This window comes from Methylibium rhizosphaerae (assembly GCF_006386545.1).
GTDB lineage: Bacteria > Pseudomonadota > Gammaproteobacteria > Burkholderiales > Burkholderiaceae_C > Pseudorivibacter > Pseudorivibacter rhizosphaerae.
Genome location: NZ_SWAR01000004.1, coordinates 167487 through 183488, shown reverse-complemented (window position 1 = coordinate 183488; position 16002 = coordinate 167487). Strand labels below are relative to the sequence as shown.

Sequence of the window (16002 nt, the reverse complement as noted above, 5' to 3'; positions counted from 1 at the left end):
AAGGGGTCGTGGGTTCGAATCCTGCCAGCCGCGCCAGAACATCGTTCTAGAACAACGGGTTAGCTCCAGAAGGGCTAGCCCGTTTTTCTTTGCCCGGGTGCTTTTCGCGGGACTCGCGTCCCGCACGGGCCGCAATAACAGGGCGTTATTGATCTCTCCGGAAACGCAATTGGCCAGACGCTGGACCTGTTCCTAGGATGGCGGCAGACAGGAGAGAGCATGACCCGACCCATTGGCCAGCACTTGATCGGCGGCACTCGAAGTGCCGCCGGCAGCGTGGTGCTTCGCAGCTTCGACGCCTTCACGGGCGAGCCGCTGCCACGCGCCTACCTGGAAGCGACCGAGGAGGAGGTCAACGCGGCCGCTGCCGCGGCGATGAACGCGTTCCCGGCGTACCGTGCGTTGCCGGCGTCGCGGCGCGCAGAATTCCTGGAGGCCATTGCGGTTGAAGTCGACGCGCTGGATGACGACTTCGTCGCGACCGTCTGTCGCGAGACAGCCTTGCCCGCGGGCCGCATCCAGGGCGAGCGACTGCGCACCAGTGCCCAGATGCGCTTGTTCGCGACCGTGCTGCGCCGGGGAGACTTTCATGGCGCCAGGATCGATCTCCCGCTGCCGCAGCGCGCGCCGACGCCTCGTGCAGACATCCGCCAGTACCGCATCGGGGTCGGCCCGGTGGCAGTGTTCGGCGCCAGCAACTTTCCATTGGCCTTCTCCACGGCCGGCGGCGACACGGCTGCCGCCCTCGCCGCCGGGTGTCCGGTGGTGTTCAAGGCGCATATGGGCCACATGATGACTGCGGAAGCGGTGGCCGAAGCCATCCTGCGCGCGGCAGCGCGGACCGGCATGCCAGGCGGTGTGTTCAACATGGTCTATGGCGGCAGCGTCGGCGCCTGGCTGGTGAAACATCCGGCCATCCAGGCGGTGGGCTTCACCGGGTCGCTGCGCGGCGGCCGCGCGCTGTGCGACATGGCCGCGATGCGGCCGCAGCCCATCCCGGTCTTTGCCGAGATGAGCAGCATCAACCCCGTCGTGCTGTTGCCCGAGGCCTTGCAGGTGCGCGGTGCCCAGGTGGCTGACGAACTGGCCGCCTCGGTGCTGTTGGGCGCAGGCCAGTTCTGCACCAACCCCGGGCTGGTGATCGGCATGCGCTCGTCCGGCTTCGACACCTTCGTGCGGCGCTTGTGCCAGAGCATGGACAAGGCCGCGCCGCAGACCATGCTGAATGCCGGTGGATTGGCGCATTACGGGCAGGGTGTGCAGGCGATGCTGGCGCACCCGGGCGTGGTGCGGCTGGCCGGTGGCGAGCAAGTCGGGGCGCAGGCCAGGGCGCAGGTCTTCAAGGCCGACGCGGGCCTGCTGTTGCAGGGCGACCCGCTGCTGCAGGAGGAAATCTTCGGCCCGGCCACTGTCGTCGTCGAGGTGGCCGACCGGGATGAACTTGCGCGTGCGCTGCAGGCGTTGCGTGGCCAGCTGACGGCAACGCTGATAGGCGAACCCGACGAACTCATGGCGGCGGCGGACATCATTGAACTGCTGCAAGACAAGGTCGGCCGACTGCTGCTGAACGGCTACCCGACCGGCGTCGAGGTCTGCGATGCGATGGTGCACGGCGGACCGTATCCCGCCACGTCGGACGCGCGCGGAACTTCGGTTGGCACCCTGGCGATCGATCGCTTCCTGCGGCCGGTGTGTTTCCAGAACTTCCCGGATGCGCTGCTGCCCGATGCGCTGAAGAACGGCAACCCGCTGGGCATCGAGCGCCTGGTCAACGGCGAGAAGACCCGCGATCCCGTGGCTTAGGACCGGGCAGCGGGCGTGACCTTGGCGGCCGAAGCCGGTTCGGTCTCGTGGCGCGCCATGTTGCGGATCACTCCATGAAAGCCAGCCCGGCCGTGGCGCCACTCCTTCGACGGCGGGGGCTTGTCGGCACGATCACGCAGCATCCAGCCGGTTGTCGATGTGGTTCGCATCGGCCGCATGGACCGAGCCGAACTGCGCCACCAGGTTCAGGCCCTTGAAGCCCTGGGCCGCCACGCGTTCGTAGGAGCGCAGCGAATACGGCTGCAGCGATGCCGGGTCGGCCCACTCGCCCTCCACGGCCGCATGCATGGCCGCAACGGTTTCATGCGCGGCAGAGGGGGCTGCACCTTGTCGTTGCGCCAGCAAGGCGGCGGAGCGATACGCATCCACCCGTTCGGCAGCGCTCGGGCTGATGGTGGAGCGGAAGGCATAGGTGTGGGTGGGCGTGGCCTGGCGGGTCACTTCGTCGAGAAAGCCCTGCAGCTTGGTGTGCTCGGTGCCTGCATCGCGCTCGGTGCCGGGCGAGGCAAGGCGGGCGCGCACCCATTCCCCGCGGCGGCGCTCCACGTGGGCGAGGAAGCCGTCGAGGTTCTGGAACTCGGTCTCGTGGAAGGAGATGGGGTGCAGCCGGCCGTCCTGGTACACCACTTCGCGGCGGTCGCTGCTGCCGGCGACCAGCACATCGGCACTCCCGCCCACGAGGGTGGTGTCGGTGTTGCCGGAGTTCAGGTTCACCGGACCGGCATCGACGCTCGGACCGGCTGAGATGCGCGCCCCCACGGCGCCGCGCAGGCTCCACCCCGCGATGTGCCGCTGCACCTGCATGCTGCCGGAGTCGTCTTCGTAGTGGCGGATGACCCCGCGCTGCACCTCGAGCGCGCCGCCCGCATTCACGCCGGCCCGCATGCCCGCGGCCTGCACCGCGGCAACCCCTTCCACCGAAAAGCCGTGGCGCTTGCGCTCGTCGCCCGCGAGGCCGATGCGGTTGACGGTGAGGCCGGGGAATTCCTGCAGCAGCTGCTTCAGCAGGTCTTGCGGCGGGTTGCCGGCGGCGGTGGTGCCGTCGAGCAGACGATCGACCAGCCGCGAGAACTCGGTGCGCAACTCGCTCACCGGCCGCCCGATGCGCGGCAGCCGCAGCGTCACGCCCTTGAGCCCGGCCGACTCGCTGGCATAGGCGGTGACGTCGACGTTGGCACCGGCTCGCGCGATGCCGAGGTGGGGCCCGACGAAGGCGCCCGCGCCCAGCTGCGTTGCGCGCTGCCGTTGCGTGGCGACCATGATCTCCATGTCGTACGGCGGCATCGCGATCTCGAACACGGCCTGCCGGCCCCATTGCTTGCGCGCATCCACGCGCCCGCGCAGCAGGAAGCCGCTCACCAGCCCCGAGACGGCCGCCGACAGATGCCGCAGGCCCACGCCCAGGACACCGCCGCTCGAAAGCCGCAGCCGGGAAGAACCTTCGATGTTCTGCACGATGTGCTTGAGGCTCTTGCGCAGCGCTTCGCGATCGACCTGCTGCAGGCGTGTGTCGTGCCCTTGCACCTCGACGCGCGCGCGTTGCAGCCCGGCCGCCGCGGCATCGGCCCAGCCTTCGGGTTGCGCTGCGTGCGTCTTCAGCGCGTCGGCCAGCCAGGCTTCCAGCTGCTCCATGCGCAGCGGTGCCCCGACCAGCGTCCGCAGCTGGGGCTGCTGCTTCAGGTGCTCCACGAGCCCTGGCTGGGCCGCCCCTGCCGGGCGGCCGCCCGCCGTGGCCAGCATGCCCGCCAGCCGGGTGGCGACGTCGTGCACGGCGGCAGCATCGAACATGCGGCCGTCCAGCGGGCGGTCCGGCGTGGCGAGGCAATGGTCGAGCACTGCCGCGCGCAGCAGCTCAACGGGCACCTGGCCCGGCCCACTGCTGCGGGCAGTGGGTGCCAGCGCGACGAGCTGGTCCCGCAGCTGCGATGCCGCGCCGCGCAATGCCGCATCGAAGGCCTTGCGGTGCCTGGCGACCGCGGGCCCGCGGTCTACCTGCTGCGTGCCGTAGCGCAACGCACGGAAGGCGGACTTGCCCTTCATCGGGTTGCGCAGCGCACCCCACCTGTCGTTGGTGGCGCGGCCGATCCACCGGCCCATCTTCATGAGGCGCGACTGGACGGCGGCGAAATCCGAGCCGGGGCCGGTGTCGAAGAGATCGTTGCGCACGGCGTTGAGCGCCCAGTCGTCAGGGCGCGCGGCTTGCACCTCACCCGCCAGGCGCGCCGCGGCGCAGGCCAGTGCTTCGTCGAGCAGCGTGGCGGGCGCGCCCAGGCCGGCGATCAATTCGGCCGGACGGGCGATGGCCGATACGTTGCGATCGGCCATCGCCGACACGGTTTTCATCAGCAGCACGAAGTCGCGCTCCTGCGCGGGCGCGACGGGCTGGCCCATGACGGTTTGCAGCACACGCATGCCGCTCGGCGTGGTGGCCATGTCCAGAACCGCACGCCAGGCGTCCTGCTGTGCCTGGCTCGGCGATGCGGGCATTCCCTCGCCGCGTAGATGCCATGCGTCGGTGATGTCGCCCACCGGGTCGAGCTGGCGCAGCGCGCCGATCGCCGCCGAGGCGCGCACGGCGTCGGCACCGGTGGCCAGCGCCAGTGACTGCGCGAGCAGCACGGCGGGCGCCCCGGGCAGGCCGACGGGGGCGGCCGGCGACATGCCGGGCATCAAGGCCTGCAGCGCCTCCTGCAGCGGCAGCCGCGAGAGGCTCACCTGCGGGACGCCCGGAAACTGCTGCTCGACGAGGTCGTGCAGGCCCGTGGCGCCCTGCACCATGGCTGCGACGAGCGGGTGCTGCGCCGCCGTGCAGGCGTCCGCCGAATCGACCTGGGTTCTCCTCAGGGCGCTGTCGGAGCGCGCCGGGCTGGGCGTCATCGGCGCCACGGGGCTGGCCATGCCCGCTGGAGCAGGCGACTCGCCGCCTGCGGTGGCGGCCAGCGGCTGCCTTGGCGCCATCTCGGTGGCCGCGGCGGCGGCGGGCGACGCGGCGCGCGCCGGCAGGTTGGGCCGCACGCTCATGTCGGCCTTGTTGGCGCTTTGCTGGTGTTGCGAGTTCGGGGTCTCGACCGTGTACCGGTTCAGACCCGTCATGTGGCGAATGCGATCGAGCATGCAGGCACTTCCTTTTGGCCGGGATCATTCGGCTCGCCTTGGCACGCTCATCCGCGGCCCACGAAGCAGCGGCGCCTCAGCCGAAAGAGGCCTTGCGTCGTTTGCGCATCCGCATATCTGTTTTTCGCATGCTCGATGGCGGCGCCGGGCAGCCTGTGCTGCGACCCGAAAAGCCACTGAGGCGCCTGCTGAGGAATGCGGATAACGATGGGCGAATCGCTTCCTTTCGTGCGGCAAGGGCGGGGCGTAGGCTGAAACGCCTCATTCATGCATCGGCTACGTCGCCCAATGAACATCGTCGGCATCTCCGGCAGTCCGTCACTGCGCTCGCGTTCGCACTGGCTGCTTCAGTTGACCCAGACCCGCCTCGAAGGCTTGGCGCGCGTGAACGACCTGATTGCCGTTCGCACGTTGGACTCCGCAGCATTGCTGAGCGCGGACGCTCGCGCAGCCTCCGTTCGCCAGGCGGTGGAGCGCGTCGCGGCGGCGGATCTGGTGGTCGTCGCCACGCCCATCTACAAGGCGGCGTACAGCGGCCTGCTGAAGCTGTTCCTCGACCTGCTGCCGCAGGACACGCTGCGCGGCAAGACGGTGCTGCCGCTGGCCACCGGCGGCAGCCTGGCGCACCTGCTGGCGCTCGACTACGCGCTCAAGCCGGTGCTCTCTGCGCTCGGCGCGCGCGACATCCTCGACGGCGTGTTCGCCACCGACCAGCAGCTCGCCTCGCATGATGAGTCGGGTGGCTACGTCCCCGACGCGGCCCTGCTCGAGAGACTGGATCGCGCATTGCAGCCGCTGCTTGACGCGAAAGGTGCGGCGCTCGGGCGCGCCCTGCAGCCTTACTGACCGAATGCCGTGTGCCCGTCCCCTGTCCCCCTGTCCCAAGGAGCGCGTTGATGCCGTTCATGTTCATGGCTTCCTTCTCCGATGGCCGCCGCAGATGGTTCGCGCGCGCCTGCACCGCGATCGTCACGGTCCTCGCGGCAGCCACAGCCCTGCCCGCGCTCGCGCAGGGCAAGCCCGAGCTGCTGCGCATCGGCTACCAGAAGGCCGCGAGCCTGTTCGTGCTGCAGAAGTCGCTCGGCACGCTCGAGAAGAAGCTGGCGCCGCTGGGCGTCCAGGTGAAGTGGGTGGAATTCCCCGCCGGCCCGCAGCTGCTCGAGGGGCTGAACGTCGGTTCGATCGATGTCGGCTACGTCGGCGAAGCGCCGCCGATCTTCGCGCAGGCCGCCGGCGCGCAGTTCGTCTACATCGGCCACGACCCGGCGTCGCCGCAGGCTGAGGCGCTGGTGGTGCCCAAGGACTCGCCGATCAAGTCGGTCGCCGACTTGAAGGGCAGGAAGGTCGCGCTGAACAAGGGCAGCAACGTGCACTACCTGCTCGTGCGCCTGCTCGAGAAGCACGGCCTGAAGTACGCCGACGTCCAGCCGGTCTTCCTGCCGCCGGCCGATGCGCGCGCCGCCTTCGAGCGTGGTGCGGTCGATGCCTGGGCGATCTGGGATCCGTTCCTCGCCGCCGCCGAGAAGCAGATCGGCGCGCGCGTGCTGGCCGACGGCCGCGGCGTGGTCAACAACTACCTCTACTACCTGGGCGAGCGCAGCTACGCCGAGAAGTACCCGCAGGTCATCAAGGCTCTGTTCGACGACCTGCGCGAGCAGGGCCGCTGGCTGGGCGCGAACCCGCGCGCGGCCGCCGAGAAGATCGCGCCGCTGCAGGGGCTGGACGTGGCGGTGGTCGAGCAGAGCTTGCGCCATTACCCGGTCGACGTGGTGCCGGTGACGCCCGCCATCGCAGCCGAGCAGCAGAAGATTGCCGATGCCTTCCATGACCTGAAGCTGATCCCCAAGCCGATCCGCATCGTCGATGCGCTGCCGGGCGCCGCGAAGACGGCGCAGGCGAAGTGAGCAGGGTGCCGCGATGAAGATCCTCTGGTTCATCCCCACCCATGGCGACTCGCGCTATCTCGGCACGAGCAAGGGCGCGCGCGCCGCGACCTTCGACTACTTCAAGCAGGTCGCCATCGCCGCCGACAGCCTCGGCTACGAAGGTGTGCTGATCCCGACCGGCCGCTCCTGCGAGGACTCATGGGTGCTGGCGGCGAGCCTGATCGATGCGACGCGCCGGCTCAAGTTCCTGGTCGCGCTGCGGCCCGGCCTGGTGCAGCCCTCGCAGTCGGCACGCATGGCCGCGACGCTGGACCGCCTGTCGGGCGGGCGGCTGCTGGTCAACCTCGTCACCGGCGGCGACGCCGAGGAACTGGCCGGCGACGGCCAGTTCCTCGGCCATACCCAGCGCTACGAAGAGTCCGCCGAGTTCATTCGCATCTGGCGCGAGGTGCTGCAACGCAGCCACGGCGGCGAGCCTTACGACTTCGAGGGCAAGCACCTGCGCGTGCAGGGCGCCAAGCTGCTGTACCCGCCGGTCAGCCAGCCATACCCGCCGATCTTCTTTGGCGGCTCGTCGGAGCCGGCGCATGAACTCGCTGCCGAGCATGTCGACACCTACCTGACCTGGGGCGAGCCATCCGAGGCGGTGGCCGCGAAGATCGCCGACGTGCGCCAGCGCGCGGCGAAGCACGGCCGCACGCTCACCTTCGGCATCCGGTTGCACGTGATCGTGCGCGAGACAGAGGACGAAGCCTGGCGCGCGGCTGCCGAGCTGGTCTGCGGGCTCGACGAGGCGACCGTCGCCGCCGCCCAGGCCAAGTTCGCGCAGATGGACTCGGTGGGCCAGCGCCGCATGGCCGAGCTGCACCGCGGCAGGTTCAACAAGGCCAATGTGCGAGAGGGGCTGGAGATCTCGCCCAACCTGTGGGCCGGCGTCGGCCTCGTGCGCGGCGGCGCGGGCACTGCCCTTGTCGGGAATCCGCAGCAGGTGGCCGAGCGCATCAAGGAGTACGCCGCGCTGGGGTTGGATCACTTCGTGCTCAGCGGCTACCCGCACCTCGAGGAGGCGCACCGCTTTGCCGAGCTCGTGTTCCCGCTGCTGCCGCTGGACGTGCAGCAGAAGCTGCCCGGCCGCACGGTGACCGGGCCGTTCGGCGAGATCGTCGCCAACAGCTACGTGCCCAGGGCCGCAGCGAGCTGAGCACCATGGCCTCCATTCGCGCCGTCGATCACGTGCAGCTGCCGATCCCGCTCGGTGGCGAGGCGAAGGCCCGCGCCTTCTACGAACAGGCCCTCGGGCTGGTCGAGGTCCGAGATCCGCGGCTCGACCGGCCGGGCACGCTGCGCTTCTCGGTGGGGTGGCAGCGGCTGGATCTCACCGAGGGCCACTACACCGGCGTGGCGCCGCAGGCGCATCTCGCGCTGCAGGTCGCGGACGTGCAGCAAGTCGCCTCGCGGCTGCGCCGGGGCGGCTATCCGGTCGACGATGCGCCGCTCATCAGGCAGCGGCGCCTGTACGTCGAGGACCCGTTCGGCAACCGGCTCGAACTGCTGGAACCCGACTCGACCGTGGAGACCTTTCGTGTCTCGCTCGACCGCCTGGCGATCTGAGTTGTTGCGCCGCACGTTGCCGTGGTGCGTGCCGGTTCTCCTGCTGCTCGGCTGGGAGATCGCCTCCAGGGCCGGGTGGCTGTCCAGCCGCGTGCTGCCCGAGCCCTGGGCCGTGGCCGCCGCGTTCTGGACGCTGCTCGCCTCCGGCGAGCTGTGGCACCACGTGGCCGTGAGCAGCGGCCGCGCGCTCGCCGGGCTGGTGGTGGGCGGCGGGCTCGGGCTGCTGCTGGGTCTGCTGACCGGCACCTTCCGCCTCTTCGAAACGCTGCTCGACACCACCTTGCAGATGGTGCGCAACATCCCGGCCCTGGCGCTCATCCCGCTGGTGATCCTGTGGTTCGGCATCGACGAGAGCGCAAAGCTGTTCCTCGTCGCGGTCGGCGTGTTCTTTCCGATCTACCTCAACACCTTCCACGGCATCCGATCGGTGGACGAGGGCCTCATCGAGATGGCGCGCAGCTATGGCCTGTCGGGCTGGGCGCTGTACCGCCACGTCATCCTGCCCGGCGCGCTGCCGTCGGTGCTGGTGGGCCTGCGCTTCTCGCTCGGGCTGATGTGGGTGCTGCTGATCGTCGCCGAGACGATCTCGGCGCAGGCCGGCATCGGCTACCTGACGATGAACGCCCGCGAGTTCCTGCAGACCGACGTGGTGCTCGTGGGCATCCTGCTCTACGCGCTGTTGGGCAAGCTCGCCGACGTGCTGGCCAAGGGCCTGGAGCGCTGGTGGCTGCGCTGGCACCCGGGTTACCAGGCGAACGCAGCGACCTGAGCCTGGGAACACGCATGAGCATGAGCATGACCGAGATCGACGCCGCCAGCCTGCGCTACCAGGGTCTGCCCGAGGCCGTGCGCTTCTTCCGCGCGCAACTCGACGAGCCGGTGTGGCAGGGCACGCCCTTGCCGGCCGGCATCGCGGTGGACGCGCGCGGCCTGGCAAAACGCTTCGGCGAACGCCGTGTGCTCGACGGCGTGGACCTGCACATCGCGCCGGGTGAGTTCGTCGCCATCGTCGGCCGCAGCGGCTGCGGCAAGAGCACGCTGCTGCGGCTGGTCGCGGCGCTCGAGCGCGCCTCGGCCGGTGAACTGACGCTCGACGGCGAGCCGCTCGCGAAGCACCGGGAGGACATCCGCATCATGTTCCAGGACGCGCGCCTGCTGCCCTGGAAGCGCGTGATCGACAACATCGCGCTCGGGCTGGAAGGTGCCGATGCGCCGGCGCGGGCGCGCGAGGCACTGGAGAAGGTCGGCCTGGCCGACCGGGCGAACGACTGGCCTGCAGTGCTCTCGGGCGGGCAGCGCCAGCGCGTCGCGCTCGCACGCGCACTGGTGCACCGCCCGCGGCTGCTGCTGCTCGACGAGCCGCTGGGCGCATTGGACGCGCTGACGCGCATCGAGATGCAGCAGCTGATCGAGAGCCTGTGGCAGCAGCACGGCTTCACTGCGCTGCTGGTCACACACGACGTGGCCGAGGCCGTTGCGCTGGCCGATCGCGTCGTGCTGATCGAGGACCATGTCATCTCGCTCGACGAACGCATTGCGCTGGCACGCCCGCGTTCGCGCGGCGACGCCACCTTTGCGGCGATCGAGGAGCGGGTGCTGCAGCGCGTGCTGCGCGAGCCGGCATGCGACGACGCGACGGCGCAGGAGGCGATGTCGCTGCCGAAGTCGATGGCGCGATGGCGCTGGGCGATCTGACCGACGCGAACGACCCGGCCTCGCGGTCTCTCGGACTTGCGAGCGGGCCAGGGGGTGTGACGTTCATGATCGACCCTGCCAGGGCACGAGGCGGCGCTGCAACGCGCGAAGTCCGAGTTCGAGCGTGAACGCGACCAGTGCGATCACCGCGATGCCGAGCACGACGATGTCGGTGTTGAGGAACTGCGCCGCCGACTGCACCATGAAGCCCAGCCCGCGCGTCGCGGCCACCAGTTCGGCGGCCACCAGCGTCGACCAGCCCACGCCCAGGCCGACGCGGATGCCGGTCAGGATGTCCGGCAGGGCGCTCGGCAGCACGACATGACGCAGCAGCTGGGCGCGCGAGGCTCCGAACGACAACGCGGCACGCAGCCGGCTCTGCTCGACCGAACGCACCCCGGTCGCGGTGGCGATGACGACCGGCGCGAAGATCGCCAGCGCGATCAGCAGCACCTTGGACAGCTCGCCGATGCCGAACCAGATGACGATCAGCGGCAGGTAGGCCAGCGGCGGCACCGGCCGGTAGAACTCGACCAGCGGATCGAACAGGCCGCGTGCGAGCGGCGACAGTCCCATCCACAGGCCGAGCGGGATGGCGGTGGCCAGCGCCAGCAGCAGTGCCAGCGCCACGCGGGCAAGGCTGGCGGCGGCATGCTGCGACAGCGTCGCGTCCATGAAGCCCTCGGTCGCCAGCGTGACGAACTTCGCCGCCACCGCCGAAGGCGGCGGCAGGAACAGCGGCGCGATCCAGCCGGCAGCCGTCACCGCGGTCCACGCGGCGAGCAGGACGAGCACGGTGGCACTGCCCAGCCAGAACGCGTGCCGGCGGTGCGCAATGCGCCGCGGGCGGGCTGCTGCCGTCTGCGGCGGGCTCAGCGTGATCCGCGAGGCTGCTGCCATCACTCAGGCCGTGGCGTCCTCGAAGGCCAGCACCGCACCGAGCACACGCTCGCGCGCGGCGACGAACTCGGGCAGCGACTTGAGCCGCCGCGCGGGCTCGCCCGCGGCGAAGCGGTGCGCGAAGCCAAGCGACAGCTGTTCGACGATGCGCGCCGGACGTGGCGAGAGCAGCACCAGGTCCGTCGCGAGGAACACGGCCTCTTCCACGCCGTGGGTCACCAGCACGATGGTCTTGCCGGTGGCCGCCCAAACCTGCAGCAGCAGCTCCTGCATGCGCTCGCGGGTCAGCGCGTCCAGTGCACCGAACGGTTCATCCATCAGCAGCACTTCAGGGTCGGCCGCCAGCGCACGTGCGATGCCCACGCGCTGGCGCATGCCGCCCGAGAGTTCCCAGACGGCGCGCCCGGCCTGGTCCCGCAGGCCGACGAGGCCGAGGAAGTGGCGTGCGCGCTCCTCGCGTTCTCGACGCGGCAGGCCCCGCAGACGCAAGGGCAGGGCGACGTTGCCGAGCACGTCGAGCCAGGGCAGCAGCGCGTCATCCTGGAACACGACGCCGCGGTCCGCGCCCGGGCCGGCGATGGGTCGCCCCGACACGCAGGCGCGGCCTGAGCGCAGCGGCAGGAAGCCGGCGATCAGGTTGAGCAGGCTGGACTTGCCGCAGCCGGACGGACCGAGCAGCACGGTGATGCTGCCGTCGGGGACCGTCAGGGACAAGGTGTCCAGCACCGTGGTCGGGTCGGCGGTGTTGCCGTAGCCCGCCACCACGCGTTCCAGCTCGACCACGGTGCGGACCCCGATCAGTTCTTCGCAGCGACCTGCTGCTGCGGGCCCCTGGCAGCCGCCAGCACGAAGCGCGGTGTCACGTAGGGGTTGTAGTCGGCCAGCAGCTTGTCGACCTTGCCCTGTTCCTTGAGGAACTTCGAGGTCTCGGACACGGCCTTGACGGTGGTGCCCGACAGCAAGGTTGCCTGCTCGGCCAGCGTCGGGAACTTGCTGCCCGCCAGCAGCTCGGGAATCTCCTGCGGCCTGGCCCCGGTGAGTCTGGCAATCTTCTCGACGTTGGCGGCGTTGCCGGCGAAGGCCTTCACATCCTTGCGGTAGGCCGCATAGGCCTCGCCGGTGACGCGCACGAAGGCAGTGATGAAGTCCGGGTTCTTCTGCGCGAAGTCGCGCCGCACGATCCAGGCATCGAAGGTCGGCGCGCCCCACCTGGCCACCTGCGACGAGTCGGTCAGCACCTTGCCGCCGCTCCTGATCTGGCCGAGCGCCGGATCCCACACATAGGCCGCGTCGATGTCGCCGCGCTGCCAGGCGGCCGCGATCTCGGTCGGGCGCAGGTTGAGGATCGAGACCTTCTTCGCATCCACACCCCAGTGCTTCAGCGCAGCGAGCAGGCTGTAGTGCGTGGTCGAAACGAAGGGCACCGCGACCTTCTTGCCGACCAGGTCGGCCGCCTTCGCGATGTTCGCGCCGTTGCGCACCACCAGCGCCTCGGCACTCCCGATCTGGGCGGCGATGAAGAAGGTCTCGACCGGCAGCTCGCGGCTTGCCGCGGCGGCCAGCGGGCTCGAGCCGACGTAGCCGATCTGGATGTCGCCCGACGCGACTGCCGTGATCACCTCGGCGCCGCTTTCGAACTTGCGCCACTCGATCGCCTTGCCGGTGGCCTTCTCATAGGCGCCGTCGGCCTGCGCGACCTTGGCCGGCTCGACGACGGTCTGGTAGGCGATGCGCACCGTCTCCTGTGCGAACGTGCCGCCGGTCGCGAACGCGCCGAGTGCGAGGGAGAGGGTGGTGATGAACTGCGATCGACGCATGGCCGGCCTCCTGTGGGATGCGAGGGGACGGACGGTATCGGCCAGGCGCGGCGGCGTGAACGATCGAATTCAGATGAACTCATGCCGATCGCGCAGTTCGCGGCGCAGCGCCGGCTGCGTAGCCTTCGCGTCTCCATTTCATTGCTTCGGAGCACACCATGGCGAAAGGCGGCCGCGAAAGCTGGCGATTCGAAACCCTGTCGGTGCACGGCGGCTATTCGCCCGACCCGACCACCAAGGCTGTCGCGGTGCCGATCTACCAGACGGTCGCCTATGCCTTCGACAGCGCCCAGCACGGCGCCGACCTGTTCGACCTGAAGGTGCAGGGCAACATCTACACGCGGATCATGAATCCGACGCAGGGCGTGCTCGAGCAGCGACTGGCCGCACTCGAAGGCGGTGTGGCGGCGCTCGCGCTGGCCTCGGGCCAGGCGGCGGTGACCTATTCGATCCTCACGATCGCCGAGGCGGGCGACAACATCGTTGCCTCGAGCGCGCTGTACGGCGGTACCTACAACCTGTTCGCGCACACGCTGCCGCAGTACGGCATCCAGACACGCTTCGCCGACTACCTCCACCCCGAGAGCTTCGAGGCGCTGATCGACGCGAAGACCAAGGCGGTGTTCGTGGAGTCGCTCGGCAACCCGCAGGGCAACGTGACCGACATCGAGAAGACCGCCGCGATCGCGCACAAGCACGGCGTGCCGCTGATCGTCGACAACACGGTGCCCACGCCCTACCTCAGCCGCCCGTTCGAGCACGGCGCCGACATCGTCGTGCACTCGCTGACCAAGTACCTCGGCGGCCACGGCACCAGCATCGGCGGCGCGATCGTCGACTCGGGCAAGTTCCCCTGGGCCCGGCACAAGGAACGCTTCAAGCGGCTGAACGAACCCGACGTCAGCTACCACGGCGTGGTCTACACCGAGGCGCTCGGCCCTGCGGCCTACATCGGCCGCGCGCGCGTCGTGCCGCTGCGCAACACCGGTGCGGCGCTGTCGCCGTTCAACGCCTTCCTGATCCTGCAGGGCATCGAGACGCTGGCACTGCGTGTTGACCGCATCAGCGACAACGCGCTGAAGCTGGCGCAGCATCTGAAGGGCCACGCCAAGGTCGGCTGGGTCAACTATGCCGCGCTCGAAGACCACCCTGACCATGCGCTGGTCAAGAAATACCTCTCCGGCAAGGCCTCGGGCGTGCTGACCTTCGGGTTGAAGGGCGGCACCGGCGGCGGCCGCGAGCGCGGCGCGCGTTTCCTCGATGCGCTGCAGCTGTTCACGCGGCTGGTCAACATCGGCGACGTGCGCTCGCTCGCGACACACCCGGCCTCGACCACACATCGCCAGCTCTCGCCCGCCGAGCTCGACAAGGCCGGCGTCTCCGAGGACACGGTGCGGTTGTCGATCGGCATCGAGCACATCGACGACCTCATCGCCGACCTGGACCAGGCGCTCGCGGCGGTGTAGGGGAAAGCTCCGCACAGCACTTTGGGCGGCAGCCTGCGATCGAGATCACCCGCCCTCCAGCAACCCCGCCCTCAACGCTTTCGCCACCGCATGCGCCCGCGAGCTCGCATCGAGCTTCGCGATGATCTGCGCCACATGGAACTTCGCGGTGTGGGTCGAGATGTGCAGGGCCTCGGCGATGGCCTTGTTGCCCAGGCCTTGCGCCAGCTGCGCGAGCACTTCGGTTTCGCGGGCGGTGAGCGGTTCGTGAGGTTCGCCGGCTCGCCCGGGTGCTGAAAGCTGCGTCACGCGCAGCGACTGCGTCATCAGCTCGCGCGAGGTGGCCACCAGCCCGGCCGCTGCGGCCTGTGCGGCGGCGGCGATCTGCGCGGCGGGTGCGTGACGCGGCAGCAGCGTCGCACCTTCGGCGAGCCACTGCGCCACCAGCGCCTCGTCGTTGTCGCCCACCAGCAGCACCGCCGGCGGCCAGCCCTCGTGGCCTTCGTGCGCCTGCATGTCGAGGCCGCCGACGTCGAGCACCACCACGTCGATGGCGGTTTCCTGCGAGGCGGCAAACGCCAGCTCGGCTTGCGTGGCCGCTGCGGCGGTGACCTCGAAACCTGCCCGCTGCAGCGCTGCCCGCACGCCGGCGCGCACCAGCGGCGACACGGCGACGACCGCCACGCGCAGCGGAGCCGGCACCGCAGCCTCCGCGGCTAGCAGTGGTGGCGCTTCTCGGTCGGCCATTGGGCCACCGTGAGTGTCAGCTCGGTGGGCACGCCGCCGCGGTGCACCGTGGCCTTCACGGCCTCGCCCACCTTGTCGGCCAGCGCCTGCCGCAGCGCCTGCAGGCTGCTCGCCGGCTGGCCGTCCACCCGCACGAGGATGTCGCCCACCAGCATGCCCGCCGCCTGCGCGGGCCCGCCGGGCACCAGGCCGGTGATGAGCAGGCCGCCTTGCTCTTCGCCCGGCACATCGACCGGCTGGGCGCCGATGCCGAGGAAGGCGCGCGAGACGTGGCCCTTGGTGAGCAGCGCATCCACCACGCGGTTCACCGTGGAAGCCGGCACCACCATGCCGTAGCTGCGCGACAGCGCCGAGGTCGCGATGCCGACCACCGTGCCGAGTGCATCGGCCACCGGCGCGCCCGACAGGCCTTCGTACAGGCCGCCGTCGAGCCGGATCAGGCGGTCGAGCTGCCCGCCGAGCCAGGTCTCCCAGGGACCGGCGCTGCGGTTCACGATGCCGTGGCTGGCCGTCACGTCACCGCCCGACGAGCGGCCCACCGCGATCACCAGGCTGCCGGCCTGCAGCGTTGCGGCATCACCCGCCGTGACCGCAGGCGCGGCCGCTTCGGCGATGCGAAACACCGCCAGGTCGGTCGACGAGTCGATGCCAGCCAGCGTGGCCTCCACCACGGCGCCCTCGGGGCCGATGAACGACAGCGCCGCCGGCGTGCGCCGGAACACGTGGGCCACGGTGACGGCGATGCCGGGCCGCCAGGCCACTGCGGTGGCGAGCGCGCGGCCGTGGCGGCCGGGGATGCAGAAGGTGCTGGCGCCCACCGTGGCGGCCAGCGACGACAGCGCCTCGGAAAAGGCGGCCAGCGGGTTGCCGGAAGCGGTTGCGTTGGTCATGGTCGGACTCCTGGCTGTTCAACGAGATGCCAGCACGGTACGCATCCGCCTGCCCGGGCGAATCCGCCAGGTG

The 16002-nt window shown here is 70.2% G+C and carries 14 protein-coding genes; 8 read left to right on the top strand and 6 right to left on the bottom strand.

The features are described from left to right. Window positions 1-219: 219 nt before the first annotated feature. Window positions 220-1803 (top strand): aldehyde dehydrogenase (NADP(+)), encoded by a 1584-nt coding sequence (locus tag E8D38_RS04440; protein WP_140626529.1) that lies wholly within the window; start codon window positions 220-222, stop codon window positions 1801-1803. Window positions 1804-1935: 132 nt separating this feature from the next. On the opposite strand, the gene E8D38_RS04435 is transcribed toward E8D38_RS04440, so the two are convergent. After that, window positions 1936-4938 carry a hypothetical protein gene (locus E8D38_RS04435; protein ID WP_140626528.1) on the bottom strand — a complete coding sequence of 1001 codons (3003 nt, stop codon included), beginning with the start codon at window positions 4936-4938 and terminating at the stop codon, window positions 1936-1938. A 288-nt stretch (window positions 4939-5226) separates the two neighbouring features. On the opposite strand from E8D38_RS04435, the gene ssuE reads away from it, so the two are divergent. From ssuE to E8D38_RS04405, 6 genes are read left to right on the top strand one after another with little or no spacing between them, the layout of a single operon-like run. Next, window positions 5227-5784, top strand: coding sequence for an NADPH-dependent FMN reductase (gene ssuE, locus E8D38_RS04430; RefSeq protein ID WP_140626527.1), 558 nt, complete (start codon window positions 5227-5229; stop codon window positions 5782-5784). A 50-nt stretch (window positions 5785-5834) separates the two neighbouring features. Next, window positions 5835-6842: a sulfonate ABC transporter substrate-binding protein gene (locus tag E8D38_RS04425; RefSeq protein ID WP_425462747.1), complete on the top strand. Its 1008-nt coding sequence runs from the start codon at window positions 5835-5837 to the stop codon at window positions 6840-6842. A gap of 13 nt (window positions 6843-6855) precedes the next feature. Next, window positions 6856-8025 (top strand): FMNH2-dependent alkanesulfonate monooxygenase, encoded by a 1170-nt coding sequence (gene ssuD, locus E8D38_RS04420; protein WP_140626526.1) that lies wholly within the window; start codon window positions 6856-6858, stop codon window positions 8023-8025. A gap of 5 nt (window positions 8026-8030) precedes the next feature. Continuing rightward, window positions 8031-8435: a VOC family protein gene (locus tag E8D38_RS28780; protein ID WP_140626525.1), complete on the top strand. Its 405-nt coding sequence runs from the start codon at window positions 8031-8033 to the stop codon at window positions 8433-8435. Beyond that, window positions 8407-9204: an aliphatic sulfonate ABC transporter permease SsuC gene (ssuC, locus tag E8D38_RS04410; RefSeq protein ID WP_246099354.1), complete on the top strand. Its 798-nt coding sequence runs from the start codon at window positions 8407-8409 to the stop codon at window positions 9202-9204. Before E8D38_RS28780 ends, ssuC begins: the two co-directional genes overlap by 29 nt. A gap of 20 nt (window positions 9205-9224) precedes the next feature. Further along, entirely contained in the window at window positions 9225-10130 is a 906-nt protein-coding gene (locus E8D38_RS04405) for an ATP-binding cassette domain-containing protein (protein ID WP_219851655.1), read from the top strand. 63 nt (window positions 10131-10193) lie between these two features. Here E8D38_RS04405 and tauC read toward each other — a convergent pair whose 3' ends face one another. Genes tauC through tauA form a run of 3 tightly spaced genes read right to left on the bottom strand, consistent with a single transcriptional unit; the run spans window position 10194 to window position 12847 of the window. Then, complete coding sequence (gene tauC / locus E8D38_RS04400) at window positions 10194-11030, bottom strand: taurine ABC transporter permease TauC (RefSeq protein ID WP_140626522.1); 837 nt, start codon at window positions 11028-11030, stop codon at window positions 10194-10196. A gap of 3 nt (window positions 11031-11033) precedes the next feature. After that, entirely contained in the window at window positions 11034-11813 is a 780-nt protein-coding gene (locus tag E8D38_RS04395) for an ATP-binding cassette domain-containing protein (RefSeq protein WP_140626521.1), read from the bottom strand. A gap of 14 nt (window positions 11814-11827) precedes the next feature. Then, window positions 11828-12847, bottom strand: a complete 1020-nt coding sequence (gene tauA, locus E8D38_RS04390; protein WP_140626520.1) for a taurine ABC transporter substrate-binding protein — start codon at window positions 12845-12847, stop codon at window positions 11828-11830. Between the two features lie 158 nt (window positions 12848-13005). On the opposite strand from tauA, the gene E8D38_RS04385 reads away from it, so the two are divergent. Further along, window positions 13006-14313, top strand: a complete 1308-nt coding sequence (locus tag E8D38_RS04385; RefSeq protein WP_140626519.1) for an O-acetylhomoserine aminocarboxypropyltransferase/cysteine synthase family protein — start codon at window positions 13006-13008, stop codon at window positions 14311-14313. A gap of 45 nt (window positions 14314-14358) precedes the next feature. Here the strand turns inward: E8D38_RS04385 and E8D38_RS04380 are convergent, their stop codons facing one another. After that, entirely contained in the window at window positions 14359-14994 is a 636-nt protein-coding gene (locus E8D38_RS04380; RefSeq protein ID WP_140626518.1) for a response regulator transcription factor, read from the bottom strand. Window positions 14995-15008: 14 nt separating this feature from the next. Next, window positions 15009-15929 carry a S1C family serine protease gene (locus E8D38_RS04375; protein WP_140626517.1) on the bottom strand — a complete coding sequence of 307 codons (921 nt, stop codon included), beginning with the start codon at window positions 15927-15929 and terminating at the stop codon, window positions 15009-15011. Window positions 15930-16002 lie beyond the last annotated feature (73 nt).